Origin of the sequence: Pseudomonas oryzihabitans (genome assembly GCF_014522265.1) — a bacterium.
GTDB lineage: Bacteria > Pseudomonadota > Gammaproteobacteria > Pseudomonadales > Pseudomonadaceae > Chryseomonas > Chryseomonas aestiva.
Genome location: NZ_CP017024.1, coordinates 4,678,376 through 4,704,223, shown reverse-complemented (window position 1 = coordinate 4,704,223; position 25,848 = coordinate 4,678,376). Strand labels below are relative to the sequence as shown.

General features: G+C 65.1%; 23 protein-coding genes and 1 tRNA gene. 16 read left to right on the top strand and 8 right to left on the bottom strand.

The genetic code is table 11. The annotated features are described in order from the left end of the window. The first annotated feature begins 61 nt into the window (after positions 1-61). The 3 genes from tesB (at position 62) to BGI51_RS21705 (ending at position 2,876) form a co-directional block, all read left to right on the top strand. Entirely contained in the window at positions 62-922 is an 861-nt protein-coding gene (gene tesB / locus BGI51_RS21715) for an acyl-CoA thioesterase II (protein WP_133861127.1), read from the top strand. A gap of 111 nt (positions 923-1,033) precedes the next feature. Further along, positions 1,034-2,482, top strand: a complete 1,449-nt coding sequence (locus BGI51_RS21710) for an ATPase domain-containing protein (RefSeq protein ID WP_133861126.1) — start codon at positions 1,034-1,036, stop codon at positions 2,480-2,482. Positions 2,483-2,507: 25 nt separating this feature from the next. After that, on the top strand, positions 2,508-2,876 hold the full coding sequence (locus tag BGI51_RS21705) for a response regulator (RefSeq protein ID WP_133861125.1): 369 nt from the start codon (positions 2,508-2,510) through the stop codon (positions 2,874-2,876). Positions 2,877-2,957: 81 nt separating this feature from the next. Here BGI51_RS21705 and BGI51_RS21700 read toward each other — a convergent pair whose 3' ends face one another. Further along, entirely contained in the window at positions 2,958-3,209 is a 252-nt protein-coding gene (locus BGI51_RS21700; protein WP_017642209.1) for a CsbD family protein, read from the bottom strand. Positions 3,210-3,345: 136 nt separating this feature from the next. Between BGI51_RS21700 and BGI51_RS21695 the strand changes: the two genes are divergently transcribed. The 3 genes from BGI51_RS21695 (at position 3,346) to cadR (ending at position 5,793) form a co-directional block, all read left to right on the top strand. Then, positions 3,346-4,749 (top strand): hypothetical protein, encoded by a 1,404-nt coding sequence (locus BGI51_RS21695; protein WP_187979706.1) that lies wholly within the window; start codon positions 3,346-3,348, stop codon positions 4,747-4,749. 169 nt (positions 4,750-4,918) lie between these two features. Beyond that, positions 4,919-5,098, top strand: a complete 180-nt coding sequence (locus BGI51_RS21690; RefSeq protein ID WP_133861123.1) for a hypothetical protein — start codon at positions 4,919-4,921, stop codon at positions 5,096-5,098. Positions 5,099-5,322: 224 nt separating this feature from the next. Continuing rightward, the gene (gene cadR, locus BGI51_RS21685) at positions 5,323-5,793 is read left to right on the top strand and encodes a Cd(II)/Pb(II)-responsive transcriptional regulator (RefSeq protein ID WP_133861122.1); all 471 of its coding nucleotides are present in this window, start codon (positions 5,323-5,325) and stop codon (positions 5,791-5,793) included. Between the two features lie 7 nt (positions 5,794-5,800). Here the strand turns inward: cadR and rimO are convergent, their stop codons facing one another. Next, positions 5,801-7,126, bottom strand: coding sequence for a 30S ribosomal protein S12 methylthiotransferase RimO (rimO, locus tag BGI51_RS21680; protein ID WP_187981377.1), 1,326 nt, complete (start codon positions 7,124-7,126; stop codon positions 5,801-5,803). Between the two features lie 306 nt (positions 7,127-7,432). Here rimO and BGI51_RS21675 point away from each other — a divergent pair, with 306 nt between their 5' ends. Beyond that, positions 7,433-9,274, top strand: coding sequence for a potassium transporter Kup (locus tag BGI51_RS21675; protein WP_133861257.1), 1,842 nt, complete (start codon positions 7,433-7,435; stop codon positions 9,272-9,274). 46 nt (positions 9,275-9,320) lie between these two features. On the opposite strand, the gene BGI51_RS21670 is transcribed toward BGI51_RS21675, so the two are convergent. The 5 genes from BGI51_RS21670 to BGI51_RS21650 all read right to left on the bottom strand — a co-directional run bounded on the left by BGI51_RS21670 (position 9,321) and on the right by BGI51_RS21650 (position 14,307). After that, positions 9,321-9,626, bottom strand: coding sequence for a hypothetical protein (locus tag BGI51_RS21670; RefSeq protein WP_133861121.1), 306 nt, complete (start codon positions 9,624-9,626; stop codon positions 9,321-9,323). 238 nt (positions 9,627-9,864) lie between these two features. After that, positions 9,865-11,139 carry a virulence factor family protein gene (locus tag BGI51_RS21665; RefSeq protein WP_187979705.1) on the bottom strand — a complete coding sequence of 425 codons (1,275 nt, stop codon included), beginning with the start codon at positions 11,137-11,139 and terminating at the stop codon, positions 9,865-9,867. 7 nt (positions 11,140-11,146) lie between these two features. Continuing rightward, positions 11,147-13,759: a bifunctional lysylphosphatidylglycerol flippase/synthetase MprF gene (mprF, locus tag BGI51_RS21660; RefSeq protein ID WP_437179459.1), complete on the bottom strand. Its 2,613-nt coding sequence runs from the start codon at positions 13,757-13,759 to the stop codon at positions 11,147-11,149. 234 nt (positions 13,760-13,993) lie between these two features. After that, positions 13,994-14,070 (bottom strand) — tRNA-Met (locus BGI51_RS21655). Between the two features lie 90 nt (positions 14,071-14,160). Further along, the gene (locus BGI51_RS21650) at positions 14,161-14,307 is read right to left on the bottom strand and encodes a hypothetical protein (RefSeq protein WP_166655896.1); all 147 of its coding nucleotides are present in this window, start codon (positions 14,305-14,307) and stop codon (positions 14,161-14,163) included. Positions 14,308-14,478: 171 nt separating this feature from the next. Between BGI51_RS21650 and BGI51_RS21645 the strand changes: the two genes are divergently transcribed. From BGI51_RS21645 to dinB, 3 genes are all read left to right on the top strand, one after another. Then, positions 14,479-14,805 carry a hypothetical protein gene (locus BGI51_RS21645; protein ID WP_187979704.1) on the top strand — a complete coding sequence of 109 codons (327 nt, stop codon included), beginning with the start codon at positions 14,479-14,481 and terminating at the stop codon, positions 14,803-14,805. A gap of 23 nt (positions 14,806-14,828) precedes the next feature. After that, positions 14,829-15,062, top strand: coding sequence for a hypothetical protein (locus BGI51_RS21640; RefSeq protein WP_017642220.1), 234 nt, complete (start codon positions 14,829-14,831; stop codon positions 15,060-15,062). Positions 15,063-15,155: 93 nt separating this feature from the next. After that, positions 15,156-16,253 carry a DNA polymerase IV gene (gene dinB / locus BGI51_RS21635; RefSeq protein WP_187979703.1) on the top strand — a complete coding sequence of 366 codons (1,098 nt, stop codon included), beginning with the start codon at positions 15,156-15,158 and terminating at the stop codon, positions 16,251-16,253. Positions 16,254-16,257: 4 nt separating this feature from the next. Here dinB and BGI51_RS21630 read toward each other — a convergent pair whose 3' ends face one another. After that, complete coding sequence (locus BGI51_RS21630; RefSeq protein ID WP_133861116.1) at positions 16,258-19,026, bottom strand: response regulator; 2,769 nt, start codon at positions 19,024-19,026, stop codon at positions 16,258-16,260. A 211-nt stretch (positions 19,027-19,237) separates the two neighbouring features. Between BGI51_RS21630 and BGI51_RS21625 the strand changes: the two genes are divergently transcribed. From BGI51_RS21625 to mazG, 6 genes are all read left to right on the top strand, one after another. Next, positions 19,238-19,531 (top strand): hypothetical protein, encoded by a 294-nt coding sequence (locus BGI51_RS21625; RefSeq protein WP_187979702.1) that lies wholly within the window; start codon positions 19,238-19,240, stop codon positions 19,529-19,531. Between the two features lie 11 nt (positions 19,532-19,542). Further along, entirely contained in the window at positions 19,543-20,127 is a 585-nt protein-coding gene (locus BGI51_RS21620) for an alpha/beta hydrolase (RefSeq protein WP_187979701.1), read from the top strand. Between the two features lie 80 nt (positions 20,128-20,207). Continuing rightward, a complete protein-coding gene (gene cysM, locus BGI51_RS21615; protein WP_007158967.1) occupies positions 20,208-21,107 on the top strand; it encodes a cysteine synthase CysM in 900 nt (299 codons plus the stop codon). After that, positions 21,094-22,458 (top strand): 23S rRNA (uracil(1939)-C(5))-methyltransferase RlmD, encoded by a 1,365-nt coding sequence (gene rlmD / locus BGI51_RS21610; protein WP_187979700.1) that lies wholly within the window; start codon positions 21,094-21,096, stop codon positions 22,456-22,458. The genes cysM and rlmD overlap by 14 nt, the downstream gene beginning before the upstream one ends. Positions 22,459-22,521: 63 nt before the next feature. Then, positions 22,522-24,762: a GTP diphosphokinase gene (relA, locus tag BGI51_RS21605; RefSeq protein ID WP_133861114.1), complete on the top strand. Its 2,241-nt coding sequence runs from the start codon at positions 22,522-22,524 to the stop codon at positions 24,760-24,762. Positions 24,763-24,830: 68 nt separating this feature from the next. Next, positions 24,831-25,676, top strand: a complete 846-nt coding sequence (mazG, locus tag BGI51_RS21600; RefSeq protein ID WP_187979699.1) for a nucleoside triphosphate pyrophosphohydrolase — start codon at positions 24,831-24,833, stop codon at positions 25,674-25,676. Positions 25,677-25,848: the final 172 nt, after the last annotated feature.

The following is a 25,848-nucleotide window of genomic DNA, read 5'->3' as shown; positions in this document are numbered from 1 at the left end:
AACGCACAGGATTTGACCGGTTTTGCGTATGATGATCGCTCTCTGTCAAGGAACCCTCCCCATGAGCAAGGTGCTGGACAACCTGGTCGATCTGCTGACCCTCGAATCCCTGGCCCCCGATCTGTATCGCGGCGGCAGCCAGGATCTCGGCTTTCCCCAGCTCTTTGGTGGACAGGTGCTGGGTCAGGCGCTGTCGGCGGCCAGCCAGACCGTGCCGGTGGAGCGCCGCGTGCACTCGCTGCATGGTTACTTCCTGCGCGCCGGTTCGGCGGTGGAGTCGGTGACCTACCAGGTGGATCGCATCCGCGATGGCGGCAGCTTTTCCACCCGCCGGGTCACCGCCTTCCAGGGCGAGCAGCCGATCTTCTTCTGCAGCGCCTCCTTCCATGTCGAGGAGCCTGGCTTCGAACACCAGACGACCATGCCGGAGGTGCCCGCACCCGAGACCCTGCAGTCGGAGATCGCCCATGCCCAGCGCTATGCCGAGCTGATCCCCGCGCCGCTGCGCGACAAGCTGCTGGGACCACGGCCGATCGAGATGCGCCCGGTGGTCTTTACCGATCCCTTCAAGCCGGAGCCGACCGAGCCGGTCCGCCACGTCTGGTTCCGCGCCACGGGCGATTTGCCGGACCAGCCGGCGCTGCACCGCTACCTGCTGGCCTATGCCTCGGACTTCAACCTGCTGCCAAGTTCGCTGCTGCCTCATGGCACCAGTTTCTGGGATCGCTCGCTGCAGATCGCCAGCCTCGACCATGCGGTCTGGTTCCACCGCGATTTCCGTCTGGACGACTGGCTGCTCTACGCCATCGACAGTCCCTGGGCCGGTGGCGCGCGTGGCCTGTGCCGCGGCAGCATCTACAACCGCGCGGGCCAGCTGGTGGCCTCGGTAGCCCAGGAAGGACTGATTCGCAAACGCGGCTAAGACCAGGCCCCTGGCTGGCTATTTCGGTAGCACCCTTATAGGCTCTTGCCTGCGAAGCACCGGGCGCCTGTCCAGGCGTCCCAGACACATCATTAGTTTGAGGCATCGTTCTTGAATCGACTCGAGCGCGTCGTAACCGGTATCCAGGGGCTGGATGAGATCTTGAAGGGAGGCCTGGTCGCAGGCGCGTCCTATGTCATCCAGGGCCGTCCGGGCTCCGGCAAATCGATCATGGCCAATCAGATCGCCTTCAACCATGTGCGCGGCGGTGGCCGGGTGCTGTTTGCGACCATGCTGTCGGAAACCCACGAGCGGATGTTCCAGTTCTTTTCCACGCTGGATTTCTTCGACCGCTCCTGCATCGGGGATCAGGTCCAGTACCTGAGCGCCTTCGACACCATGGAAGGCGAGGGGCTGGATGAGGTCGTGCGCCTGCTGCGGCGCGAGATCAGCCGGCAGAAGGCCAGTCTGCTGGTGGTGGATGGCCTGCTCAATGCGCGCTCGCGTGCGGAAACGCCCATCGACACCAAGAAGTTCATCGCCGAGTTGCAGGGGCATGCGGCCTTTGCCGGTTGCACGGTGATCTTTCTCACCAGCGCGCGTCTCGAAGATGGCAGCCCGGAACACACCATGGTCGATGGCGTGCTGGACCTGCACGAGGAAGAGATCGGCAGTCGCACCATCCGCCGCCTGGCGCTGCGCAAGACCCGCGGTAGCGGCGCGTTGCCGGGCTTCCACGAATTCACCATCTCCGATGCCGGCATCACCGTGTTTCCACGGTTGGAAACTCTCTATCGCGATCCCTCGGTGGGCGCGACCTATCGCCTTGGGCACCAGCGGGTAACCAGCGGCGTGGCTTCGCTGGATGCGATGATCGAGAACGGGCTACCGGAAAGCTCGACCACCTTGCTCATGGGGCCTTCGGGTGCCGGCAAGACGTCCATTTCGCTGAATTTCCTGGCGGCCTGCACGCCCGAGGCCCCCGGTCTGATGTTCAGCTTCTATGAACCGCCGGAGCGGCTGCAACTCAAGGCCGACGCCCTGGGGCTCGATCTGGCTGGGCGTATCGATCAGGGCGCACTGCACATGCACTGGCAGCCCACGACCGAGTTGCGCCTTGATGAAGTGGGTCTGAAGCTGCTCGCGCTGGTCCAGCAGCACGGCATCAGACGGCTGGTGATCGACAGCCTGGGCGCCATTGCCCGCTTCGCCCTGCCACAGGGGCGGCTCATCGAATACTTCAGCGCATTACTGAACGAGCTGCGTACCCAGGGCGTCACAGTTCTAGCTACCTGGGAATTACGGGACATGTTTGGCGCGGACATAGCAGCGCCGGCTCCCGAACTTTCCAGCATGGTGGACAATCTGATTTTGCTGCGATTCGTCGAGGCCGAGGCGGAGATCAAAAGAGTTCTGTCCATCCTCAAGGTGCGGGATAGCCTTTATGACCCCTCGCTACGCGAGATGGTGATAGACAACTCGGGAATCGAACTGAAAAAGGCGTTCAAAGACATGGTGAAGGTGCTTTCCGGTTCAGCCATGCCCTCAATACAACCATGATCGCGTCGGCTGGGAGAGTCTCCACATGACGACGATACTGGTAGTCGATGACGAATTTCTGATAGCGGACATCCTGGCCTTCGCTCTTGAAGACGAAGGCTACATGGTGGTCAAGGCGAGCAACGGCCGCCGAGCGCTTGATGTCTTCGATCGAGAACTACCGTCGCTGGTCATCACCGACTTCATGATGCCGGTGATGAATGGCCGTGAACTGGCGGAAGCGTTACGTGAACGCCAGGGCCTGCAACACCTGCCCATCATCCTCATGAGCGGGGCCCAGGCACACCTGGCCCAGGAGAGTTCGGAGCTGTTCGATGCCGTGTTCCAGAAGCCGTTCAACATCGGCGAAATCGTGGACGCGGTACACAAGCACCTGGTAACGCTGGAACGTTAATGGGCTCCACAGCAAAAAGGCCTGTCTAGACAGGCCTTTTTGCTGTGGAGCTGGCGCAGTGGCCAGTCCCGGCGTCTCCGATCAGGAGCGCGAAAGCAGTACGCCCAGCACGAAACCGACACCGCCGGCGATGGCCAGGGCAGTGAAGGGCTTGTCGGCGGTCACATTGCGCGCGCAGTCGATGGCCTGGCCATATTGCTCCTGCAGCTTGCCTTCCAGTTGACGGGCCTTGCCCTCGGCTTGCCAGTCGGCATTGCCGGTCGCTGCGCCGAAACTGTCCTGGACCTTGCCGGTAGCGTCCTTGGCATTGCCTATGATCTGATCGGTATTCATAAATGCACCTCGTGTGGAGAAACGGGGGAGGTCATGCCAAACGGCATGCTTCCTTTATTGATCCGCGCCAGACGCATTTCGTTCAGGTCAATTTGCTGTTCGCGACATCTTTCGCGGTTCCCTGTCGAGAGGATTCATGATCTCCAGCCGTCTTTCCGTCCTTTGCCTGCTGTCGCTACTGGCTGGCTGCAGTACCCAGCAGCCGCCGGTCGAGCCCCCGACCAGTGCCGATGACCTCTTCACCCGTCCGGTCATCGCCGAAAGCATTCTGCGCGAAGGTTCACGCCTGCAGCTGGCACTTGCCCTGGCAGAGGGCGGTTCCGCCTTGGTTTCTCTGGATTGCGCGGCCGACCAGGCCGAGCTGCTCTACCTTGATGGTGCTCAGCGGGTCTATCCCGGACGGGTGAATGCCTATGCCGTGCCCCTGCCGCTGAGCGCTGCCAAGGTCGCGACGTTCAGGCAGCGTCCCGATGTGGCGGCGCTCTGCGCCCAGCCGGTTAACACCGACTGGCGCGCCCTCGCTAGTGGCCCTGGCGGTGACACCCTGGTGATCGACCGTAACAGCCTGGTGGATGCCAACGGAATACGCCGCTTCTGGGGCGGTCAGCAACTGGCCGTCGCGGTGCAGACGCCGCGCTATGGCGCTCCGGTGCGTCAGTGGCGTGAATCCCTGGCCGCCGATTGCACGGCGCGTCGTTACCTGCTGCTGGCGCGCTACGGCCTGGACGACCGCGGGCGGGTGACCGACAGCCAGCTGGGCGCCCAGGGCCAGGAGGCCTTCACGGCGGCGCCGGTCGAGCGGCGTACGCTGCTGGAAGCCGCCTGTGATCGTCGGGACGCCTTGCTGGCCACGCCACGCCTGGATGGGGTCAAGGCTGCCGCCACCGCACCGGCCGCACCACCGCCCCTCGGCGAATTGCCCGCGCCGCAGGCTCAGCCCCTGCAGGCGTTGAAGGCGCAGGCGTTACCCGCGCCGCGTCTGGCCGTCCAGCGCTTCGTGGAGGAGGGCGAAAGTCGCTACGAAGGCCAGACCCATGCCTATCGCGAAGAGGTGCAGGTAAGCCCTGGCCCGCAGCCCGGACTGCTGCGCTTCAGTGCCCAGGGCAAGGCTGCCCGGGTCGATTCGCTCAACTGGCGCGGGCTGATCGATCTGGTACGTCGTACCCGTATCGACAATGGCAATCTGCCGGTGGAAGAGGTGGCCAGCCTGGACCAGCTGAGCTTCAGCGGCGACTGGCGCGCCCTTGCCGTGGGTAGCCAGGTCGGCTATCAGGCGCGGCAATCCCTGACCGGCAATCTCAAAGGCACCGAGCAGCGCGAAATCAGGCTGTCCTGCAAGGTGGTGAGCGAAGGCGAGGCACGCAAGGTACTGGCCAGCCTCGGCGGGCGGGCCAAGACCCTGGAGTGCCAGCATGGCGAGACGGGGAGCGGGCCGCGGAGTCGCTGGACCTATCTGGAAGACTACGGCTTCTTTCAGCTGACCAGTGTCGGCGCCGGCCGTGCCATGGGGCTGGAAAAGCACCTGAAGGAGCTGCGATAGCCGAACCAGAGCCCTTGGCCGAAAGACGGACGCTCAGGAAAGGTCTGGAAGTTCCCAGGCGATATTTTCCTTATAGGTAAAGATCACTCTCTCAAAGCGCTCTTTTTGGCGAATTAGTACCTGGAGTACGCTGTGTCTATCGAAACAGCACAACCAAGAGGTATTCGCTATGAAAGTCCTGGGTGTCCAAGCCATCGTTGCCGTCCTGTTCCTGGGCCTGCTGTCGGGTACGGCGTCCGCTGCCAGCCGCGACGTATCGAACAAATCGATCCGTGCCAATGCGCAAACGCAGTTCCAGTCGGAGCATCCGAACCGGGTCTCCGCGCTCTACCAGAACAACGCCAACTAGTCTGGCGGCTGTCTCGACGCCCCGGCGACCCACTCATCGCCGGGGCGTCGTGCTGTCTGGCCAGCCGCCAAGGCAGGTCTCGGCCACTTCCCCGCGTGATTCGCTTCACCTGCCGCCCCTCCGAGAAAAGCCGCGGTTCAGCACCTTCCTGACGGCCGTCGTCTCTTGCTCTGCAGCGGTCGGCGGCGCAGGCTGGGCGTCCGTCAGCAGAACGAGACAGAGTGATGAAGATCGGCGAATTGGCCAGACGCACCGATTGCGCGGTCGAGACCATCCGCTACTACGAGCGGGAGGGGCTGCTGAGCCCGGCAGCGCGTAGCAGCAGCAACTATCGCAGCTATGACGACACTCAGGTCGAGCGTCTGGTATTCGTCCGCCATTGCCGTTCGCTGGACATGACGCTGGAGGAGATTCGGGCCTTGCTGGCCCTGCGCGACACCAGCGAACCCGGCTGTGCCCAGGTGGATGCCCTGATCGGCGCCCATCTGCATCATGTCGAGGTGCGCATCCGCGAATTGAATCAGCTTCGCGAGCAACTGGTGACCCTGAGGCGTCACTGCCAGGGAGAGGGCGAGGGTGACCGTTGCGGCATCCTGCGCGAACTCGGTCAACCGGCGGCGCCGTCAGCGACTACGGCCAGTTGCAGTGCGGCCGGACACGCCCATGTGCCCGGCACCCACCGTCTGCACGACTAGCCAGAACTCAGAGCGTCTCTGCCCAGAGGTCGTACTCGTCGGCGTCGGTGACCCGGACCCAGACCTTGTCGCCCGGCTTGAGGGGATTGGCGCTGTCGACATAGACGTTGCCATCGATTTCCGGGGCATCGGCGTAGGAGCGGCCGATGGCGCCTTGCTCGTCCACCTCATCGATCAGGACCTCGATCTCGCGGCCGATCTTGAGCTGCAGGCGCGCCGCGGAAATGGCCTGCTGGTGCGCCATGAAGCGCTCCCAGCGCGCCTGCTTGACCTCGTCCGCCACCGGCTCCAGGCCTAGTTCGTTGGCGGGTGCGCCTTCGACCGGCGAATACTGGAAGCAGCCGACGCGATCCAGCTGGGCTTCGGTGAGCCAGTCCAGCAGGTACTGGAAGTCTTCCTCGGTCTCGCCGGGGAAGCCGACGATGAAGGTGGAGCGGATGGTCAGCTCCGGGCAGATCTCGCGCCAGCGCTTGATGCGCGCCAGGGTCTTGTCCTCGAACGCCGGGCGCTTCATCGACTTGAGCACCTTGGGGCTGGCGTGCTGGAAGGGGATGTCCAGGTAGGGCAGCAGCTTGCCGGCGGCCATCAGCGGAATGACGTCGTCGACATTGGGGTAGGGGTAGACATAGTGCAGGCGCACCCAGACGCCCATGCCCGACAGCGCCTCGCACAGTTCCAGCATGCGCGTCTTGACCGGCTGGCCGTTCCAGAAGTCCAGCCGGTACTTGAGGTCGACACCGTAGGCGCTGGTGTCCTGGGAGATCACCAGCAGCTCCTTGACGCCTGCCTTGACCAGGCGCTCGGCCTCGGACAGCACGTCACCCACCGGGCGGCTGACCAGCTTGCCGCGCATGGAGGGGATGATGCAGAAGCTGCAGCTGTGGTTGCAGCCTTCGGAAATCTTCAGATAGGCATAGTGGCGCGGGGTCAGCTTGATGCCCTGGGGCGGCACCAGGTCGATCAGCGGATTGTGCTCCAGCTGCGGCGGCACCACCTCGTGCACGGCGTTGACCACCTGCTCGTACTGCTGCGGCCCGGTCACCGCCAGCACGCTGGGATGCACGCCGCGGATGTTGCCCTCGTCCACGCCCATGCACCCGGTGACGATCACCTTGCCGTTCTCGGCGATGGCCTCGCCGATGGCGTCCAGGGATTCGGCCTTGGCGCTGTCGATGAAGCCGCAGGTGTTGACCACCACCACGTCGGCGTCTTCATAGGTCGGCACGATCTCGTAGCCTTCCATGCGCAGCTGGGTGAGGATGCGTTCGGAATCGACGGTGGCCTTGGGACAGCCGAGGCTGACGAAACCGACCTTGGGGGCGGACGTTTGGATGGACATGGGCTAACCTCGGCGGGCGCTCAGGAGGCGCCTTGATCAAAAAACGCGCGATTCTAGCCATCTCTGCCGCCGCTTGGAAGGGGCAGGCGGGTCCTGGCGACCGCGCAGAGCTTTTTGCCGACCAAGGAGTCTATGGTGCTGGAAGCGCTGCGCCGAGAGGTTGCGCGCACCACGCTACCGGCCTTTTCAACTTGATCCTGACGCCGCTTCGGCGCAGGATGCGCCGATTTTAGACTCTAGGAGCCCTGCATGAGCCGTCCGGAACACGAGCACGGTGGTAAAGCCCCTTCGGCCTTGGGAATGATCGTGCTCGCCACCGGCGTGGTATACGGCGACATCGGCACCAGTCCTCTCTATACCCTCAAGGAAGTCTTTTCGCCGCACTACGGCCTGCCGCTGAATCACGACAGCGTGCTCGGCATCCTGTCGCTGATCTTCTGGTCGCTCATCTGGGTCGTCACCCTCAAGTACATCACCTTCGTCATGCGCGCCGACAACCAGGGCGAGGGCGGCATCATGGCCCTCACGGCCCTGGCTCGCCGCGCCGCCCAGGGCTCGCCACGCCTGGCCACCACCCTGGTCCTGCTGGGGCTGTTCGGCGCCGCGCTCTTCTACGGCGACAGCATGATCACCCCGGCGGTCTCGGTGCTGTCGGCGGTGGAGGGCCTGGAGCTGGCCTTCGATGGCCTGGACGCCTGGGTCGTACCCATTGCCCTGGTGATCCTGGTCGGCATCTTCGCCATCCAGAAGCGCGGTACCGCCACCATCGGCAAGTTCTTCGGGCCGGTGATGGTGCTCTGGTTCACCACCCTGGGCGCCCTGGGTGTCTATGGCATCGTCCAGCAACCCGAGGTGCTCAAGGCCTTCAATCCCTACTGGGCGGTGCAATTCTTCGTCGACAACCCGGTGAAGGGCTTCATCGTGCTGGGTGCGGCGGTGCTGGCGCTGACCGGCGCCGAAGCGCTCTATGCCGACATGGGCCACTTCGGGCGCAAGCCCATCGCCCGGGCCTGGCTGCTGCTGGTGCTGCCAGGGTTGGTGCTGAACTACTTCGGCCAGGGCGCGCTGCTGCTGGCCGATCCCGCGGCGGTGCGCAATCCCTTCTATCTGCTGGCGCCTGAGTGGCTGCTGCTGCCGATGATCGGCCTGGCGACCCTGGCTACCGTCATCGCCTCCCAGGCGGTGATCACCGGCGCCTTCTCCATGACCCGCCAGGCCATCCAACTGGGCTACATCCCGCGCATGCAGGTCCAGCACACCTCCAGCCAGGAGCAGGGGCAGATCTACATCCCGCTGATGAACTGGGCGTTGATGCTGGGGGTGATCTTCCTGATCCTGACCTTCCAGTCCTCGGCCAACCTGGCCGAAGCCTACGGCGTGGCCGTGACGGGGACCATGCTGATCACCAGCTGCCTGGTGTCGGCGGTGATCCTGCTGCTGTGGAAATGGCCGCGCTGGATCATGGTGCCGCTGCTGATCGGCTTTCTGCTGGTCGACGTGCTGTACTTCTCCGCCAATGCGCCGAAGATCCTCTCCGGCGGATCCTTCCCGGTGATCGCCGGTGTCATCATCTTCATCCTGCTGACCACCTGGAAGCGGGGCCGGCAACTGGTGGTGGAACGCCTGGACGATGGTGCCCTGCCGCTGCCGATCTTTATCAGCAGCATTCGCGCCCAGCCACCGTTCCGCGCCAAGGGCACCGCGGTGTTCCTCACCGCCCGCACCGATGTGGTCCCACACGCCATGCTGCACAACCTGCTGCACAACCAGGTGCTGCACGAGCAGGTGGTGCTGCTCACGGTGCGCTACGAGGACCGTCCGCGGGTATCGCGCGGCGAGCGCATCGAGGTCGAGGACTTCGGTGACGGCTTCTATCGGGTGGTGTTGCACTATGGCTTCATGGACGAACCGGACATCCCCCTGGCGCTCAGCCACTGCCCCTATCCAGGGCTGGATTTCACGCCGATGCGTACCACCTACTTCCTCAGTCGCGAGACGGTGATCGCTTCCAAGCGGCTGGGCATGGCGCCCTGGCGGGAGAATCTCTTCGTCTTCCTGATGAAGAACGCCAACGGCAACCTGAGATTCTTCAAACTGCCGGTGAACCGGGTGATCGAACTGGGTACCCAGGTCGAGATCTAGTCCGGCGCAGCAAGAAAAAAGGCCCCAGCAGGGGCCTTTTCTTTGCCTAGTTGAACACCGGCGGCGGCAGGGCGTCGGGATCGGTGATGAAGGGCATCTGCCAGCTGTCGAGGGTCTGACCACGGCCTTCCAGCTCGCTGCGCACCGTGCCTATGTAGCCGGCCAGGCGCAGGGGATCGCTGTAGTCGCCCTCGCTGAGCCGTTCTTCGGTGTAGAGCGTCTTGCCTTGGGCATCGACCACGCCCAGGGCCAGGTCGTGGCCATCCGTGCCGGAAGACACCACGCAGCCAAGGGGCTGAAAGGCATCCACCAGGATCTTGCTGGCGGCATCGGCGGAAAGCGGTGTGCTCATGTCGGGAGTCTCCGTGGCTGTTGCAGCCATAGACCGCGGGAGACCGGCCCCTTGTTCCGGCCGTTCGTCCGGGCCCCAAGCCAGTCCAAAGTCTGCTGCGCGTCGGCTAAGCGGCGTTGAAGATGGCCTCGGAATGCTCATTTACCAATCGTAAACTCCGCTTCCTCAGCCATCTTCGCCTTGCTTAGCTCTAGCTCGCTAGCCTTTGAGCAGGCTTAAAGCCCGGTCTATCTGGTGGCTATTGCGGCGTACGGGCCTCGATGGCCTTGACCATGAAGTCGGCCAGCTTGTCGTAGTTCTCGTCGAAATGGTGACCGCCCGGGCGACCCAGCTTCTCACCCGGCTGACCCGCCTGGGTGCAGCCGCTGTCGTCCTTCTCTTCCTCGCCATAGACGCAGAACAGCTTGGCGGCGGGAATCCTGCTGGTTTCCGGCAGGGTATCGGCTTCGTCACCCGGCTTGCCCAGCCAGCCTTCCACGGCGATCTCGAAGTTGCTCTTGCGGCTGAAGGCCAGCAGCAGCAGCGAGCTCACCTGGTCCTGATCCGTCTTGGGCAGGCGGTTGTAGACCGCTGGCAGGATATCGGCGCCGAAGGAGTAGCCAGCCAGCACGAAGTGCTTGGCGTTCCACTTCTCGCGGTATTCCTGCATCAGGTTGGCGAGGTCGGCGGCGACCTGCTCGGGACTCTTGTGCTGCCAGAAGTAGCGTAGGGAGTCCACGCCAACGACCGGATAACCGGCCTCGTTCATGGCCTGGGCCGAGAGCCGGTCGATATCGCGCCAGCCGCCGTCACCGGAGTAGAAGATGGTCACGACGTCGGGATGGCCGGGCTTGACGTCCGGGTCGGCCGGCATCTCGATGGTCGGGATGTCGTTGTGCTGGCCCAGCAGGCGATTCTTCAGCTGGGTGCGCAGGACCACCGGCAGGGCAGTGCCATAGTCGGCGATGGTCAGGTCGGCATTGCTCTGCTGACGCACGAAGATCGCCGAATCGTCGGTCGGATGATCGTTCCAGGCGATGTGCCATTGGCCAGCGGCCGCCTTGGCCGGCAGGGCGTCGGGGCAATCCAGGGTTTCCAGATTGAAGCCCACGCTCAGGGCCGCCGCCTTCGGGTTATCCTGGGTCGTCAGCCAACGCCAGGCGCGGGCGGCGCCCGCGCCGATGCCGCCGACGAAGGTCGGGGCGCCACTCAGCTGCTTGGCCGCCTGGGTGAAGTCGTCGTTCTGCGCCTGGCAGCTGTTGGCGACCCTGACCTCGTACTGGACGATCTCGGCGCCGGTGTTGGTCGCCAGGCCCAGCAGGTCGGCATCCGCCAGTTGCAGGTCCGAAGGCGTGGCCAGGACCACGCGGGCATGCGGCTCGCCCTTGGGTGCGGCCATGGTCAGCAGGCGGCCATCCGGCTGCTCCAGGACCTTGACCTGGGGCGCCGACGGCCAGCGATGGAGCCACCACCAGCCCAGACCTCCAGCGATCAGCAGGATGACGAGCAGTACTGCGAGTGCACGTTTCAGCATAGGAGTCTCAACGTTTGACCAGGCCGGTATAACCCCCGGCGATTAGGGCGGCGGTATCGGCGAAGGCGACCAGGGGATCCAGGCCGGCGGGCACCGCCATGTAGCGCGGTTCCCATTCCGGATCGAACTTGTCCTTGAAGCGACGCAGCCCCTGGAAGTTATAGAACTGTTCGCCACGTCTGAACACCATGGCCCCCAGGCGCTGGGTGATGGGAGCGCCACGGCGGGGGTGCAGACCGGCCAGCGGGACCATGCCCAGGGAGAAGCGGGCGAAGCCGGCAGCCTTGAAGTGCAGGATCAGCCCCAGCATGAGGAATTCCATGGTCTGCTTGGGCGCATCCGCGGTGACCCGCATCAGGTCGATGCTGGCCAGGTCGGGGCGTTCGGTTTCCAGCAGGTTGGCGAAGGCCACCGCCTTGTCCTGGAAACGCACCACGGCGATACGAAAGTGCTTGAGGTAGGTCGGATCGAAACGACCCAGGGAAAAGCCCTTCTCGCGCACCTGCTTGCTCTCCAGCCAGACGTCGGAGATGGCCTTGAGCTCGTCCAGCGGCGCTTCGCCCGGGGCGTGGAATTCGATTGCCAGGCCGTCGCGCTGGCCGCGATTCCAGGTGTATCTCAGGTCCTTCTTGCCCTTGCTGTCGAGATCGAAGGCATGCAGGTCCACCCGGGCCTCTTCGCCAAGCTTGAGCGCCGTGAGACCGATGTCCATGTAGAACGGCAGGTTCTCCGCCCGTACCTGATAGAACACCGGCCGGGCATGGTGCAGGTCGCAGAGATCGCGAAATTTCCAGATCAGCTCGGCGCGAGGCTGGGAGCGGCCGATGGGATCGAAGAGGGCGATCAGACTGCGGCCCCGTCGTCCGTACATCAGGAAGGCATCGTCGCTGTCGTGGAAGAGCAGGGCCTTGTCACCGGTCATCACCAGGCCGCCATCCGGCTGACTGGATTTGCGCACGATGCCGAAGGCCCGCTCGAGCTCGGCGCTGGTGGGGGCTTCGATCGGCGGCGGCGCAGCGCGCAGCAGCCAGCCCAGGGCGATGATCAGCAGCAGGACCGAACTGCCCAGGGCGGCACGCAGGCCGCGTGGGGCATCGGCATCCAGCGCGAATTGCCACCAGAGGCGGGTGTCGTAGGGCACGTCCTGATAGGCGAACAGCAGCAGCCACACCGAGGCGGCGACCACGCAGATGCTGGCGGTCACGTACAGCGGCGAGAAGGGCTGTTCCATCAGCCGGCTGCGGCGATAGAAGGATTTGCGGAAGATGGCGAGCAGCGCGGCCGTGATCGCCAGAATGGAGGCTTCCTCCCAGTCGAAACCTTTCAACAGGGACAGCAGGCAGCCCAGCAACAGCAAGACCAAGGTCACCGCCCAAGCCGCGGAGAGGCGCCGGCGCAATCCCTGCGCCAGCAATAGACAGACGACGCCGATCAGGCTCGCGCCCAGGTGGGAGGCATCGATCAACCGCTGGGGCAGCAGGAAATCCATGCCTTCCAGGCGGGTGTCTATTTCAGGGGTGACCCCAGAAAAAAGCAGTACCACCCCAGAAAAAAAAACCAGGATGGCGAGGATGGGCGCCGCCAGGCCGGAGGCGACCCGTACGGCCGGACTGTTCGACAGCAGGCGGCGGCCTTCGCTGAACAGCAGCACCAGGCAGGCGATCACGAAGGGCAGCAGCACATAGAACAGGCGGTAGACCACCAGCGCCGCGGCCAACTGGGCGGCGCCCAGCTCGTTGGCGAAGGCGGCCAGCAGGACAGCCTCGAACACGCCGACACCGCCCGGAACGTGACTGAGCACCCCGGCGGCCAGCGCCAGCAGGTAGACCAGCAGGAAGGCACCGAAGGGCGGCGCTGTGGGCAGCAGCAGATAGAGCACCATCGAGGCGGCGGTCACGTCGAGGATGGTGATCACCAGCTGCAGCACGGACAGCCGCAGGGTCGGCAGGCGCAGGGCACGCTTGCCGATGCGGAAGTGCAGGGCGTGGGCGCAGGGCTGCTCGGGCACCCGCCAGCGGCGCAGGGCCAGGATGCCGACGGCATAGCCGAGCAGGATCAGGGCGGACACGGTGATGATCACCGCTTCCGGAACGCGCAGGGCCTGGGTGGACGCCGGCAGATTGGTCAGGGCGGCGATGGCGGCCAGGGGCGGCAGCGCGGTGCCCAGCGCCAGGCTGGAAAACACCGTCATCTGCGCCACTTCCAGAGCGCTGAGGCCCTGGCGGGCATAGAGGCGATAGCGCACCGACCCGCCGGACAACATGGACAGGCCAACCGCATTACCGATGGCGAAGGCGGTAAGGCCGCCCATGGTCCAGGCGCGTGCCGGCAGCTTGACGTCGGCGAAGCGCATGGCCGACCACTCGTAGCCGAGCAGGATGGTGAAGCCGGCGGCTGCGGCGATCAGCGCGCCGATCAGGGAGGAGTGTGGAATATCGTGAAGGGCATCATGGAGAGCTTCGCCATCGATGCTGCTCAGCAGATGCCAGCAGACCACCAGGGCGGCGGCGAACAACACCAGCGTCAGACCCAGTTCGATGGGTTGCCGGTAGGCCGTCAGGCGCTCCAGGAGGCGCCAGGGCAGCGCCTGAGGGGCGAAACAGGGTGGTCCGCAGGGGATGCCGGCTTCGAGGAGACCTCTTTGGCTGGATCAGGTGCAGTCATGCAAACTCCTCTAGACAGGAACGCGCGTCAGATTACTGGTCGCGCGCGGTTTGCCAAGCCTTGTACAGATAAAAAAGCTCTATACCAACCTTTGTAGCTCTTGTAGCCACAGAGTTCGCACCGCCTGGATCTGAACCGGGTCAAATTCAGGGCAAAAAAAAACCACTCAAGAGAGTGGTTTTTTCGAATTTGGTTGCGGGAGCTGGATTTGAACCAACGACCTTCGGGTTATGAGCCCGACGAGCTACCAGACTGCTCCATCCCGCGTCCGATGTGGCTCAGTATAGGGCCAAGAAAAAATTCGTCAAGGAAAAATTTAATATTCATCAAAGGCTTATTTACCAAGCAGGGACGGGCCTACTTGTCGCCATCGCTTTTCTGCATCTGCACCGACGCCTTTTCGCCGCTGGAGCGGTTCTGCTGATCAGATTGGTCGCGATCGAAGCAGCCACCCAGCATGAGGCTGAGGAGCAGGGCAGAGGACACGAGTAGAGGGCGCTTCATGGGGGTTCTCCTAGGGGTACGTCCTCAGTCGACCCATCTAGCCGGCAAAGGGTCCGGAAACCCGATGAGAGCCTCTGCGCGATCAAGTGAGAAGGTGATAGCAAAACGCCGCTAAGGGCCAGGGCAGGTGGTGGCCATGTGCTATCCTCGATGGGTGTTATGGAGAACCTCATGCACCCTACCCAGGATTCGAGTCGTCTGGATCAGCGCATCATGCGCGTGATGGATCACGATATAGCGACACTGGTCGCCCAGTTGTGCAATCTTTCCCTGGCGCTTACCGGCAGCAGTGCCAAAGGTGCGTCGGAGATGGCACTTCAGGTCGTGGAGAAAGTCGAATTGCTCGTCTACGACATGCAGACGCTCCGCGCTGCGGCGCAGGAATTGCTGGACACCACGTCCCGTCATGTTCGCTCCGGCCATATAGAAGATCGGACCGTCATCGCCGGCGACGAGGGTGCACCTTTCGACGATGGGCAGCGCGACCGAACCGTTTGACCAGGAAAGTCCAAGGGGCCGCCATGAATCTGCTGCTGGAAACCTTGCTCCAACATCTCCAGGGCCTGGGTCGCATCGAGTTCTTCGAGCGCAGCGAGCATTTCGCGCGGTTGATGATCACCACGCCCGACGGCGTGATCGCCGAGCGCCACCTCTATTACGATCAGCTGCACCATGCCCATGACCTCAAGGCGGTGGTCGATGAGCTGCGCGAAGAGGTCGTCCATCGGCAACGCCTGCTGCAGGACGTCGGTTAACGGGCGATTCGTCGTCCGCCATGGACAAATCCGGGCGGTCTTGGCTTACTGTACGGATAATCAGCCGCCAAGCCCGGCCCGGCATCTCTCTCCATGGCTCCGGACAGTCCTCCCGCCCAGCTACCACCCAAGCGCCAGCGCAAGATCATCCATGTCGACTGTGACTGCTTCTATGCGTCCATCGAGATGCGCGACGATCCGCGCCTGGGCGGCAAGCCGCTGGCGGTAGGCGGGACCCCTGATCGTCGTGGGGTCGTCGCCACCTGCAACTACGAAGCCCGGGCCTTCGGCGTGCGCTCCGCCATGTCGTCCCACCAGGCGCAGAAGCTCTGTCCCGACCTGGTCTTCGTCAAGCCACGCTTCGAGGTCTACAAGGAGGTATCACGGCAGATCCACGGCATCTTCCAGGACTACACCGAGCTGATCGAGCCGCTGTCACTCGACGAAGCCTATCTGGATGTCACCCAGTGCGAGCTGTTCAACGGCAGCGCCACCCTGATCGCCCGTGATATCCGCAGGCGGGTGTGGCAGGAGTTGAACATCACGGTGTCCGCCGGGGTGGCGCCCAACAAGTTTCTCGCCAAGATCGCCAGCGACTGGAAGAAGCCCAACGGGTTGTTCGTCATCGCCCCGCACGAGGTGGACGACTTCGTCGCCGCCTTGCCGGTGGCCAAGCTGCATGGCGTGGGCAAGGTCACCGCCGACAAGCTCAAGCGCCGCGGCATCGTTCTCTGCAGCGACCTGCAGACCTGGTCGCGCTTCGATCTGCTGCGCGAGTTCGGCAGCTTCGGCGAGCGCCTCTGGTCACTGGCCCATGGCATCGACGAGCGCCAGGTCAAGGTGGACAGCCAGCGGCAATCGGCCAGCGTGGAGCGCACCTATGACCGCGATCTGCCCGATGCCGCCGCCTGTGCGCAGGAGTTGCCCGAGTTGCTGGCCAAGCTCGAAGAGCGGCTGACGCGGCTGGCCGATCGTTATCGCCCGGAGCGACCCTTCATCAAGGTCAAGTTCCACGACTTCACCCAGACCACCCTGGAACAGCAGGGCGCCGGTCGTGATCTCGACAGCTATCGGCGCCTGCTGGAGCAGGCCTACCGGCGCGGCAATCGGCCGGTACGGCTGCTCGGGGTGGGCGTGCGCCTGACCGATCTGCGCGAGGCGGCACTGCAGCTGAGGCTGTTCGAGGACTAGCCCGCTAGAGCGGGCTCTTGGCCTGGGCGGACAGATTGACGATGGCCGCGTCCAGTTCTTCCAGCGCCGGACTGGAGGTCGGCGCGCCCTGCTTGAGCAGGGTTTCGCTGTGCTGGCAGGCGGCGCGGAGCTGGGGCACGCCGCAATAGCGGGTGGCGCCATGCAGGCGGTGGACGCGCTCGATGAGGGCGATGCGGTCACCGTCTTCGCGGGCCTGGCGAATGGCCTGACGGTCCGCCGCCAGGGAGGCGAGCAGCATGCTCAGGAGATCCTTGGCCAGATCCGGCTTGTTGGCCGCCAGGCGCAGGCCTTCGTCCGCATCCATCACCGCCAGCGTGGAAATGTCCTGGCCACCACTGTTGAGGCTGGTGACCTCGGGCGCCGAGCTGTGCAGCAGGCGCAGGCCGGTCCACTTGAGGATGACCTGGGCCAGCTGCCGATCGCTGATGGGCTTGGTGAGGTAGTCGTCCATGCCGCTCTGCAGCAGGGCGCGCTTCTCGTTGGCCATGGCGTGGGCGGTAAGGGCGACGATGGGCACCGGGGTGCCGCCTTCGCTGGCTTCCCAGTCGCGGATCGCCTCGGTGGCCTGGCGGCCGTCCATGCCGGGCATCTGCACGTCCATGAACACCAGATCGAAGCGCTCCTGCTGGACGGCTTCCACCGCCGCGTAGCCGCTTTCCACCGCGGTGACCTGGGCGCCGAGATCGGTCAGCAGGGTTTCCACCAGCAGCAGGTTGGCCGGGTTGTCGTCCACGCAGAGCAGCCGCGGCGGGCGGTCGGTGATGCCCAGGCCACCGCTCTCGTTGCGTTGCGGGCGCTGGTTGAGCAGCTCGGCCACCGCCTGCTCGAGCTTGCGGCTGCAGGCCGGCTTGGCGTGCAGCTGGCAATGGACATCGGGCAGGGAGGCATGGAACACCGCCTGGTCGGTGGTGGGGCAATAGACCAGGGTATTGCAGTCCTGGCGACCCAGCTCCCAGATGCGCTCGGTGAGCAGATCCGGCGGGATGCTGCGGGCACTGACACCGAGCACCGCCAGGCTGACCGGCAGCTTGCCGGAGGCCGGGTGGGCGACCGCTTCGCTGAGCTGCTCCAGGGTCTCGAACGGCTCCACGCTCAGGCCGCATTCTTCCAGCTGGTGCTGCAGTGCCTGGCGGGTGAGGGGGTGGGGCTCCACCAGGCCGACGCGACGACCGGCCAGGGCGATGCGCTTGTGGCTCTCGACGCTGCCGTGGGCCTTGGGCAGGTTGAGGGTGATCCAGAATTCCGAGCCCTCGCCGGGAATGCTCTCCAGGCCGATCTCGCCCCCCATCTGCTCGATCAGGCGCTTGGAGATGACCAGGCCGAGTCCGGTGCCGCCGGCCTGCCGGGTCAGGGAGTTGTCGGCCTGGGAGAAGGCCTGGAACAGCATCTGCCGGTCTTCGTCGGTGAGGCCGACCCCGGTGTCCTGGACGCTGATGCGCAGCTGGGCATGGTCGTCGGTCTCTTCCTCGACCATGGCGCGCACGGCGATGGTGCCGGAATGGGTGAACTTGATGGCATTGCTCACCAGGTTGGTGAGCACCTGGCGCAGACGCTGCGGATCGCCGACCAGGTGGGTCGGTGTGTCGCGGTAGACCAGGCAGACCAGCTCCAGGTGCTTTTCATGGGCCGAGGGCGCCAGGATGGTCAGGGTGTCCTGGATCATGTCACGCAGGTTGAACGGCAGATTCTCCAGCACCAGCTTGCCGGCCTCGATCTTCGAGAAGTCGAGGATCTCGTTGATGATGCCCAGGAGGCTCTCGGCGGAATTCTGGATGGTGCTCAGGTAATCCTGCTGGCGCGGGGTCAGCTCGCTTTTCTGCATCAGGTTGGTGAAGCCGATGATGCCGTTGAGCGGGGTGCGAATCTCGTGGCTCATGTTGGCCAGGAATTCCGACTTGATGCGGCTGGCTTCCAGCGCCGCCTTGCGCGCCAGGTCCAGTTCGATGTTCTGGATCTCGATGGTTTCCAGATTCTGGCGGACGTCCTCGGTGGCCTGGTCGATGTTGTTCTGCATCTCGAACTGGGCGTTCTCCATGGCTTCGGCCATGCGGTTGATGCCGGTCGCCAGTTCGTCGAATTCGGGGCTGCCGAGCTGGGTCGGCAGGCGCGTCTCCAGGCGACCTTCCTGCAACTGGCTGACGCCGTGGGCGATCACCTGCAGGGGCCGGTTGATCCGGCGGCCCATGCGCACCGCGATGAAGGCGGTGAAGGCCAGGCCGAGCAGGATCAGCAGAAGGCCGGCCACCAGGTTGCGATAGCCGCGCAGCAGGGTGGCGTGATGGGAGAGTTCGAGCTGAATCCAGCCCAGGGTCTGGGGCGTGGCCGGACTGCCGTCGCTGCGGGTCAGGCGCAGATCATGGGTCTGCACCGGCAGGTTGAAGTGGGTGATGTCCAGCCCGGATCTCATGCTGATGGTCTGGTAGTCGCGCCCGGTGAGCTCCACGGTCATCGAGGGGCCGGCGTGGGCGAGGAGGTTGCCGTCGGCATCCAGAAAACTGATCGCCCGGACATCGGCCTGGTCGAGGGCGCGCTGGGCGATACGGTTGAGCTGGTCGTTGTCGCCGGTGCGCATGGCCGGGGCGATGAGTGGGGCCATCTGCTGGGCCACCAGCTGGCCATGCTCGATGAGCTGGCTGCGCATGTCGGACAGCTGCACCCAGCTGAAGTAGACCCCCAGGAGGGCCGCCATGCAGCAGGTCGGGAGGACGCTCAACAGCAGGATGCGCCCCTTGAGTCCCAATTCGTCCAGCACTGCGCGTCCCCGAGGAAATTTGGCGAGTCTAACCCCTTTACCAAATGTAAAGAGAGTCTTTGCGAAAGGGGTCGCACCCCCTGGCGCGCCGATTCGCGAAAATCCGCGAAGGCTGCCACGGTCCCTGGCCGGGGTGCACAACCATTGACCCCATCGGCGGTCTGGTAGGGACTGCCGGTCGTTCCGGTGCGGTCGTGTTCGAGGAGATCCTTTGAAGAAGAGTTGCAGTCTGATGCTGGCGGGCGCCCTGTTGCTGGGAACCGGCTGGATGGCGTCGAGCCAGGCCCAGGAGCCGAAGAAGACCACCCTGGTGGAGCGGGGGTCGATGTACTACAGCTTCGAGACGCACCTGCTCGACTCGGCGGACGGCAAGCGCCGCTATCGGGTCTATATCGGCATTCCCAAGCAGCCGGCGCCGATGATGGGGTATCCCGCGCTGTTCCTGCTCGACGGCGATGCCGCCCTGGCGCAACTGCAGGATGTCTGGCTGTCCCCCATAAACTGAAGAGCGCGCCGGTGCTGGTGGCCATCGGTTACGCCGATGCCGCGGACGCCATGCAGGAACGCACCTACGACTACACCCCGGCGGTGGGCAATGGCCGCACGCGCGACGACGTGCGCAAGGACTGGCCGGCGGGAGGCTCGCGGGCCTTTCTCGACCTGATCGAGCAGCGCATCAAGCCGCTGCTGACCCAGAGCGTGCCGGTGGACCCCAATCGCCAGACCCTCTGGGGCCATGGCTACGGCGGACTGTTCGTGCTCGACACCCTCTATCGGCAGCCGCAGGCCTTCCAGCGCTACGTGGCGAGCGATGTCGCCTATGGCTGGCAGCAGGGCTACATCCTCAAGCGGGCAGAGGAATTCCAGGGCGTGGGCGGCGCCCGGCCGGTACAGCTCTGGCTGTATTCCGGTACCGAGGACCTGACCCGCAAGGTCGCCCCCGATGCCGCCAGGCGACTGGCCGAGCGCCTGGGTGGACTGCCGGGGATGCAGGTGACCCCCCAGGTGCAGCCCAACCTGGGGCCGGAGGGCATTCTGTCGCTGAGCCTGCCCGCCGCCCTGGAGGTGGCCAGCGACGGCGCCGCCACCCGCCGGCCCTAGCCAGGCGCCGGATGGGTAGGGTCGGCGAGGCTTTGGGAGTATCATGGAAGGCTTTCACCCCTGGCGGAACGAGCTGATTCATGAGTCTGCACTATCCCACCATCGCCGATTGCATCGGTAACACGCCGCTGGTGCGCCTGCAGCGCCTGGCCGGCGACACCCGCAGTACCGTGCTGCTCAAGCTGGAAGGCAACAACCCGGCGGGTTCGGTCAAGGACCGCCCGGCGCTGTCGATGATCCGCCAGGCCGAGGCCCGTGGCGACATCCAGCCCGGCGATACCCTCATCGAGGCCACCTCCGGCAATACCGGGATCGCCCTGGCGATGGCCGCCGCCATCATGGGCTACCGCATGATCCTGATCATGCCTGACAACTCCAGCGCCGAGCGCAAGGCGGCCATGACCGCCTATGGCGCCGAGCTGATCCTGGTCAGTCGGGAAGACGGCATGGAAGGCGCGCGGGATCTGGCCACGCGCATGCAGGCCGAAGGCCGCGGCAAGGTGCTCGACCAATTCGGCAATGGCGACAATCCGGTGGCCCACTACCTGGGCACCGGGCCGGAGATCTGGCGCCAGACACATGGCAGCATCACCCATTTCGTCAGCTCCATGGGCACCACCGGGACCATCATGGGCACCTCGCGCTACCTCAAGGAGCAGAATCCCAAGGTGCAGATCGTCGGTCTGCAGCCGGAGGAGGGCGCGGCCATCCCCGGCATCCGCCGCTGGCCGGAGGCCTATCTGCCGAAGATCTACGAGGCCAGCCGCGTGGATCGCATCATCGACATGGGGCAGCAGGAGGCCGAAGACACCATGCGTCGCCTGGCGCGGGAAGAAGGCATCTTCTGCGGCGTGTCGTCCGGCGGTTCGGTGGCGGGCGCCCTGCGCATCGCCCGGGAAGTGGACAATGCGGTGATCGTCGCGATCATCTGTGACCGAGGCGATCGCTACCTGTCGACCGGCGTCTATGACGCGCGCTAAGCGAGGCGGCGGCGGGCTGCGCTTTCAACCAGCCGGTGGCGCCCGGGCGACCGGGGTACCGACCGGCAAGCGGCAGCTGCTGGGCATCGAGCGGCTGTCCCATGACGGGCGTGGCATCGCGCGCGAAGGCGGGCGGACCTGGTTCGTCGCCGGCGCCCTGCCGGGCGAGCAGGTCGAGGCGCGGGTGCTCGGCGCCCGCAGTCAGGTGGTCGAGGCCCGTACCCTTCGGGTGCTGGAGGCCAGTCCGTTGCGGCGTACACCGCCCTGCAGCGTGGCCGACCGCTGCGGCGGTTGCACCCTGCAGCACCTGCCCCATGCCGATCAGCTGACCCTCAAGCAGGAAGCCCTGGCCGAGCAATTCCGCCGTCTGGCCGGGGTGCAGCCGCTGGGCTGGGCCGCGCCCATGGTCGGTCCCGAATTCGGCTATCGCCGCCGCGCCCGCATCGCGGTGCGCTGGGACGAACGCCAGAGCCGCCTGGAAGTGGGCTTTCGCGCCGAGGCCAGCCAGGACATCGTCACCCCCGACGACTGCCTGGTACTGGTGCCGGAGCTGCAGCCATTGCTGCGCGCGCTGCCTGACCTGCTGAGCGGGCTGGAACAGCCCCAGGCGATCGGTCATGTGGAGCTCTTCCAGGGCACGGCAACGGCCATGCTGGTGCGCCATACCCGGGCGCTGCTGCCGGGCGACCAGGCGCGCCTGCGCGACTTCTGCGCGGCGGCTGGCGTCCAGCTCTGGTGGCAGGGCAAGGGCGAGCCGCAGCCGGATCAGGCCGACGCCAGGCTGGGCTTCCGGCTGGCGTCCTGGGACCTGACCCTGGCCTATCAGCCGGGCGACTTCGTCCAGGTCAATGCCGCCATCAACGAGGCCATGGTCGCCCAGGCGCTGGACTGGCTGGCGCCGACGGCGGATGACCGGGTGCTCGATCTGTTCTCCGGGCTGGGCAACTTCGCCCTGCCGCTGGCGCGGCAGGCAGCGGCGGTTACCGGTATCGAAGGGGTCGCGGCGATGACATCCCGGGCAATACAAAATGCACGTGACAACGGCATCGGCAACGCGCACTTTCTACAGGTGGATCTGTCGAACCCGCTACCCGCCGATCTGGACAGCCATTCGCTGGCCCTGCTGGATCCGCCGCGCGACGGTGCGCTGGAAGTGGTTCGGCAGCTCAGCGGCCTGGGTATCGGGCGGCTGGTCTACGTCTCCTGCAATCCGGCCACCCTGGCACGGGATGCCGGGGAGCTGGTCCGACAGGGCTATCGCATGACAAGAGCGGGCATTCTCGACATGTTCCCGCAGACCGCCCATGTGGAAGCCATGGTGCTGTTCGAAGCGGGCAGGATGCCCGGGTAACGACGGCTCGCCAACCGATGCGAGCCAATCCGGCGAGAAGGCTACGCCGTGAGGAAGGGGTAGATGGTACAGGTCAGAGCGCATCAGCCAGTCAACGTCGATGGCAGCATCAACCTCCACGCCTGGCTGGATCATATCCAGAGCGTGGATCCGAATCTCGATCGCGAGGCCTTGCTGGACGCCTGCGGCTTCGCCCGCACGGCGGAAGAGAATTCCGGCCAGGTCGAGCACACCTGGGCGGAGGGGACCTCCAGTTTCCATACCGGCCTGCAGATGGCGGAGATCCTGGCCGACCTCAAGCTGGATCAGGACAGCCTGATCGCCGCCATCGTCTACCGGGCGGTGCGCGAGGGCAAGGCGACCCTGGAGTCGGCGGCCGAGCATTTCGGGCCGGTGGTGGCCAAGCTGATCGAAGGCGTGCTGCGCATGGCGGCGATCAGCGAGAGTCTCAATCCGCGCAAGTCCATGGTGCTGGGCAGCCAGACCCAGGTCGACAACCTGCGCCGCATGCTGGTGGCCATGGTCGACGACGTGCGCGTGGCCCTGATCAAGCTGGCCGAGCGCACCTGCGCCATTCGCGCGGTCAAGAACGCCACCGAAGAGCGCCGCAACCGGGTGGCCCGCGAGGTCGCCGACATCTACGCGCCCCTGGCCCACCGGCTGGGCATCGGCCATATCAAGTGGGAGCTGGAGGACCTGTCCTTCCGCTACCTGGAGCCCCAGCAGTACAAGCAGATCGCGACCCTGCTGCATGAACGGCGGCTGGATCGCGAGCAATACATCGCCGACGTCATGCAGCAGCTGCGTGACGAACTCACCGCCACCGGCATCAAGTCCGACCTCAGCGGGCGCGCCAAGCACATCTATTCCATCTGGCGGAAGATGCAGCGCAAGGGCCTGGAGTTCAGCCAGATCTACGACGTGCGCGCCGTGCGGGTGCTGGTGCCCGAGGTGCGTGACTGCTATACCGCGCTGGGCATCGTGCATACCCTGTGGCGGCATATTGCCCGCGAGTTCGACGACTATATCGCCAATCCCAAGGAGAACGGCTACCGTTCCCTGCATACTGCGGTGATCGGTCCGGAGGGCAAGGTGCTGGAGGTGCAGATCCGCACCCATGCCATGCACGAAGAGGCCGAACTGGGCGTCTGCGCCCACTGGCGCTACAAGGGAACCGACGTCAAGTCGGCCTCCAACCACTACGAAGAAAAGATCTCCTGGCTGCGCCAGGTGCTGGAATGGCACGAGGAGCTGGGCGACATCGGCGGCCTGGCCGATCAGCTGCGGGTCGACATCGAGCCGGACCGGGTCTACGTCTTCACCCCTGACGGCCACGCCATCGACCTGCCCAAGGGCGCGACGCCGCTGGACTTCGCCTATCGGGTGCACACCGAGATCGGCCACAACTGCCGCGGGGCCAAGATCAACGGCCGCATCGTGCCGCTGAACTACCAGCTGCAGACCGGCGAGCAGGTGGAGATCATCACCGGCAAGCAGGGCTCGCCCAGCCGCGACTGGCTCAACCCCAACCTCGGCTACGTCAACACCTCGCGGGCCCGGGCCAAGATCGTCCACTGGTTCAAGTTCCAGGCGCGCGACCAGAACGTGGCCGCTGGCAAGGCCATGGTCGAGCGCGAGCTGTCGCGCCTGGCACTGCCCCCGGTGGACTTCAACACCCTGGCCGAGAAGGTCAACTACAAGGGCTCCGAGGACATGCTCGCGGCCCTGGGCGCCGGCGATCTGCGCCTGGCCCAGGTGATGCACGCCGCCCAGCAGCTGGTGGAGCCGGACAAGGGCCTCGATACCCTCGATCACTTGCCGCGCAAGCCAACCAACAAGCCGGGCAAGCGTGGCGATGTGCAGATCCAGGGCGTGGGCAACCTGCTCACCCAGATCGCCGGCTGCTGCCAGCCGGTGCCGGGTGATGCCATCGTCGGCTACATCACCCTCGGCCGTGGCGTGACCATCCACCGGCAGGACTGCGCCAACGCCCTGCAGCTGGCCAGTCGCGAGCCGGAGCGGACCATCCAGGTGAGCTGGGGCCCGGTGCCGGTGCAGACCTATCCGGTCGACATCGTGATCAAGGCCTTCGACCGCTCCGGTCTGCTGCGCGATGTCTCGCAGATCCTGCTCAACGAGCGGATCAACGTGCTGGCGGTGAATACCCGCTCCAATCGCGAGGAAAACACCGCCAACATGCTGCTGACCATCGAGATCCCCGGCCTGGACGCGCTCGGCCGCCTGCTCGGGCGCATCTCCCAGCTGCCCAACATCATCGAAGCCCGGCGCAATCGCGCTGCCTGAGAGATGTGACGACGACCCCACGAGGCGCCTCCTGGCGCCTCGTTCTTTTCCAGTAACAGGATTCATCCATGTACCAGCTCGACGATCTGCTGCACCTCATGGCCCGGTTGCGCGATCCGCAACACGGCTGCCCCTGGGATCTGCGCCAGGACTACGCCAGCATCGTGCCCCACACCCTGGAAGAGGCCTACGAGGTCGCCGACGCCATCGCCCGGCGGGATTTCCCGCAGGTGCGCGACGAGCTGGGCGATCTGCTGTTCCAGGTCGTCTACTACAGCCAGCTGGGTCGCGAGGATGGCCATTTCGACTTCGCCCAGGTGGTGGATGGCATCACCCGCAAGCTGGTGCGGCGCCATCCCCATGTCTTTCCCGACGGCGACCTGCATGGCCCGCTCGACCTGCCGCGACTGGACGAGGCGACCATCAAGCGCCGCTGGGAAGAAATCAAGGCCGAGGAGCGCGCGGAAAAGGCCGCGGCGCCGGAGCAGCTCTCGCTGCTGGATGACGTGCCGGCCGCGCTGCCGGCCCTGAGTCGCGCGGCCAAGCTGCAGAAGCGTGCGGCCAATGTCGGCTTCGACTGGGCCGACGCCATGTCGGTGGTGGCCAAGATCCAGGAGGAACTGGACGAGGTGCGCGAGGCCATGGCGAACGGTCAGGCTGCCCAGGTGGCGGAAGAGGTCGGCGATCTGCTATTCGTGATGGTCAATCTGGCGAGGCACCTGCAGGTCGACGCCGAGGACGCCCTGCGCCAGGCCAACGCCAAGTTCGAGCTGCGCTTTCGCTATATCGAGGAAGGCCTGAACGCTCAGGGCAGAACGCCCCAGGAGGCCAGCCTGGAAGAGATGGATGCACTCTGGGACGCCGCCAAGGTGGCCGAGAAGGGCGCCGTCGGGCATTCGTTGCGGCGGGGGTAGGTCGATTCCGCTGGCTGGATTGCTTGATCGCGGTCATGGCGGTCCACCGATGTGGGCGCCCCTGCAAGCGCATCATTCCCCGTAGGAGCGGCCCATGGCCACGATAAAACGATTCGTAGTGTCGTCGCGTGAAAACCGCGCAGCGTTTTTCGCTGGGAGTGACTGCCGGGGG

What these genes read in the sequence shown, in the direction of transcription:
- BGI51_RS21670 (WP_133861121.1), bottom strand. Translation starts at nt 9,626, where the DNA reads ATGAGCACACCGCTTTCCGCCGATGCCGCCAGCAAGATCCTGGTGGAT.
- BGI51_RS21665 (WP_187979705.1), bottom strand. Translation starts at nt 11,139, where the DNA reads ATGCTGAAACGTGCACTCGCAGTACTGCTCGTCATCCTGCTGATCGCT.
- mazG (WP_187979699.1), top strand. Translation starts at nt 24,831, where the DNA reads ATGTACCAGCTCGACGATCTGCTGCACCTCATGGCCCGGTTGCGCGAT.
- dinB (WP_187979703.1), top strand. Translation starts at nt 15,156, where the DNA reads ATGGCTCCGGACAGTCCTCCCGCCCAGCTACCACCCAAGCGCCAGCGC.
- BGI51_RS21705 (WP_133861125.1), top strand. Translation starts at nt 2,508, where the DNA reads ATGACGACGATACTGGTAGTCGATGACGAATTTCTGATAGCGGACATC.
- BGI51_RS21640 (WP_017642220.1), top strand. Translation starts at nt 14,829, where the DNA reads ATGAATCTGCTGCTGGAAACCTTGCTCCAACATCTCCAGGGCCTGGGT.
- BGI51_RS21700 (WP_017642209.1), bottom strand. Translation starts at nt 3,209, where the DNA reads ATGAATACCGATCAGATCATAGGCAATGCCAAGGACGCTACCGGCAAG.
- cadR (WP_133861122.1), top strand. Translation starts at nt 5,323, where the DNA reads ATGAAGATCGGCGAATTGGCCAGACGCACCGATTGCGCGGTCGAGACC.
- BGI51_RS21695 (WP_187979706.1), top strand. Translation starts at nt 3,346, where the DNA reads ATGATCTCCAGCCGTCTTTCCGTCCTTTGCCTGCTGTCGCTACTGGCT.
- BGI51_RS21675 (WP_133861257.1), top strand. Translation starts at nt 7,433, where the DNA reads ATGATCGTGCTCGCCACCGGCGTGGTATACGGCGACATCGGCACCAGT.
- BGI51_RS21645 (WP_187979704.1), top strand. Translation starts at nt 14,479, where the DNA reads ATGCACCCTACCCAGGATTCGAGTCGTCTGGATCAGCGCATCATGCGC.
- BGI51_RS21690 (WP_133861123.1), top strand. Translation starts at nt 4,919, where the DNA reads ATGAAAGTCCTGGGTGTCCAAGCCATCGTTGCCGTCCTGTTCCTGGGC.
- rlmD (WP_187979700.1), top strand. Translation starts at nt 21,094, where the DNA reads ATGACGCGCGCTAAGCGAGGCGGCGGCGGGCTGCGCTTTCAACCAGCC.
- tesB (WP_133861127.1), top strand. Translation starts at nt 62, where the DNA reads ATGAGCAAGGTGCTGGACAACCTGGTCGATCTGCTGACCCTCGAATCC.
- BGI51_RS21650 (WP_166655896.1), bottom strand. Translation starts at nt 14,307, where the DNA reads ATGAAGCGCCCTCTACTCGTGTCCTCTGCCCTGCTCCTCAGCCTCATG.
- cysM (WP_007158967.1), top strand. Translation starts at nt 20,208, where the DNA reads ATGAGTCTGCACTATCCCACCATCGCCGATTGCATCGGTAACACGCCG.
- relA (WP_133861114.1), top strand. Translation starts at nt 22,522, where the DNA reads ATGGTACAGGTCAGAGCGCATCAGCCAGTCAACGTCGATGGCAGCATC.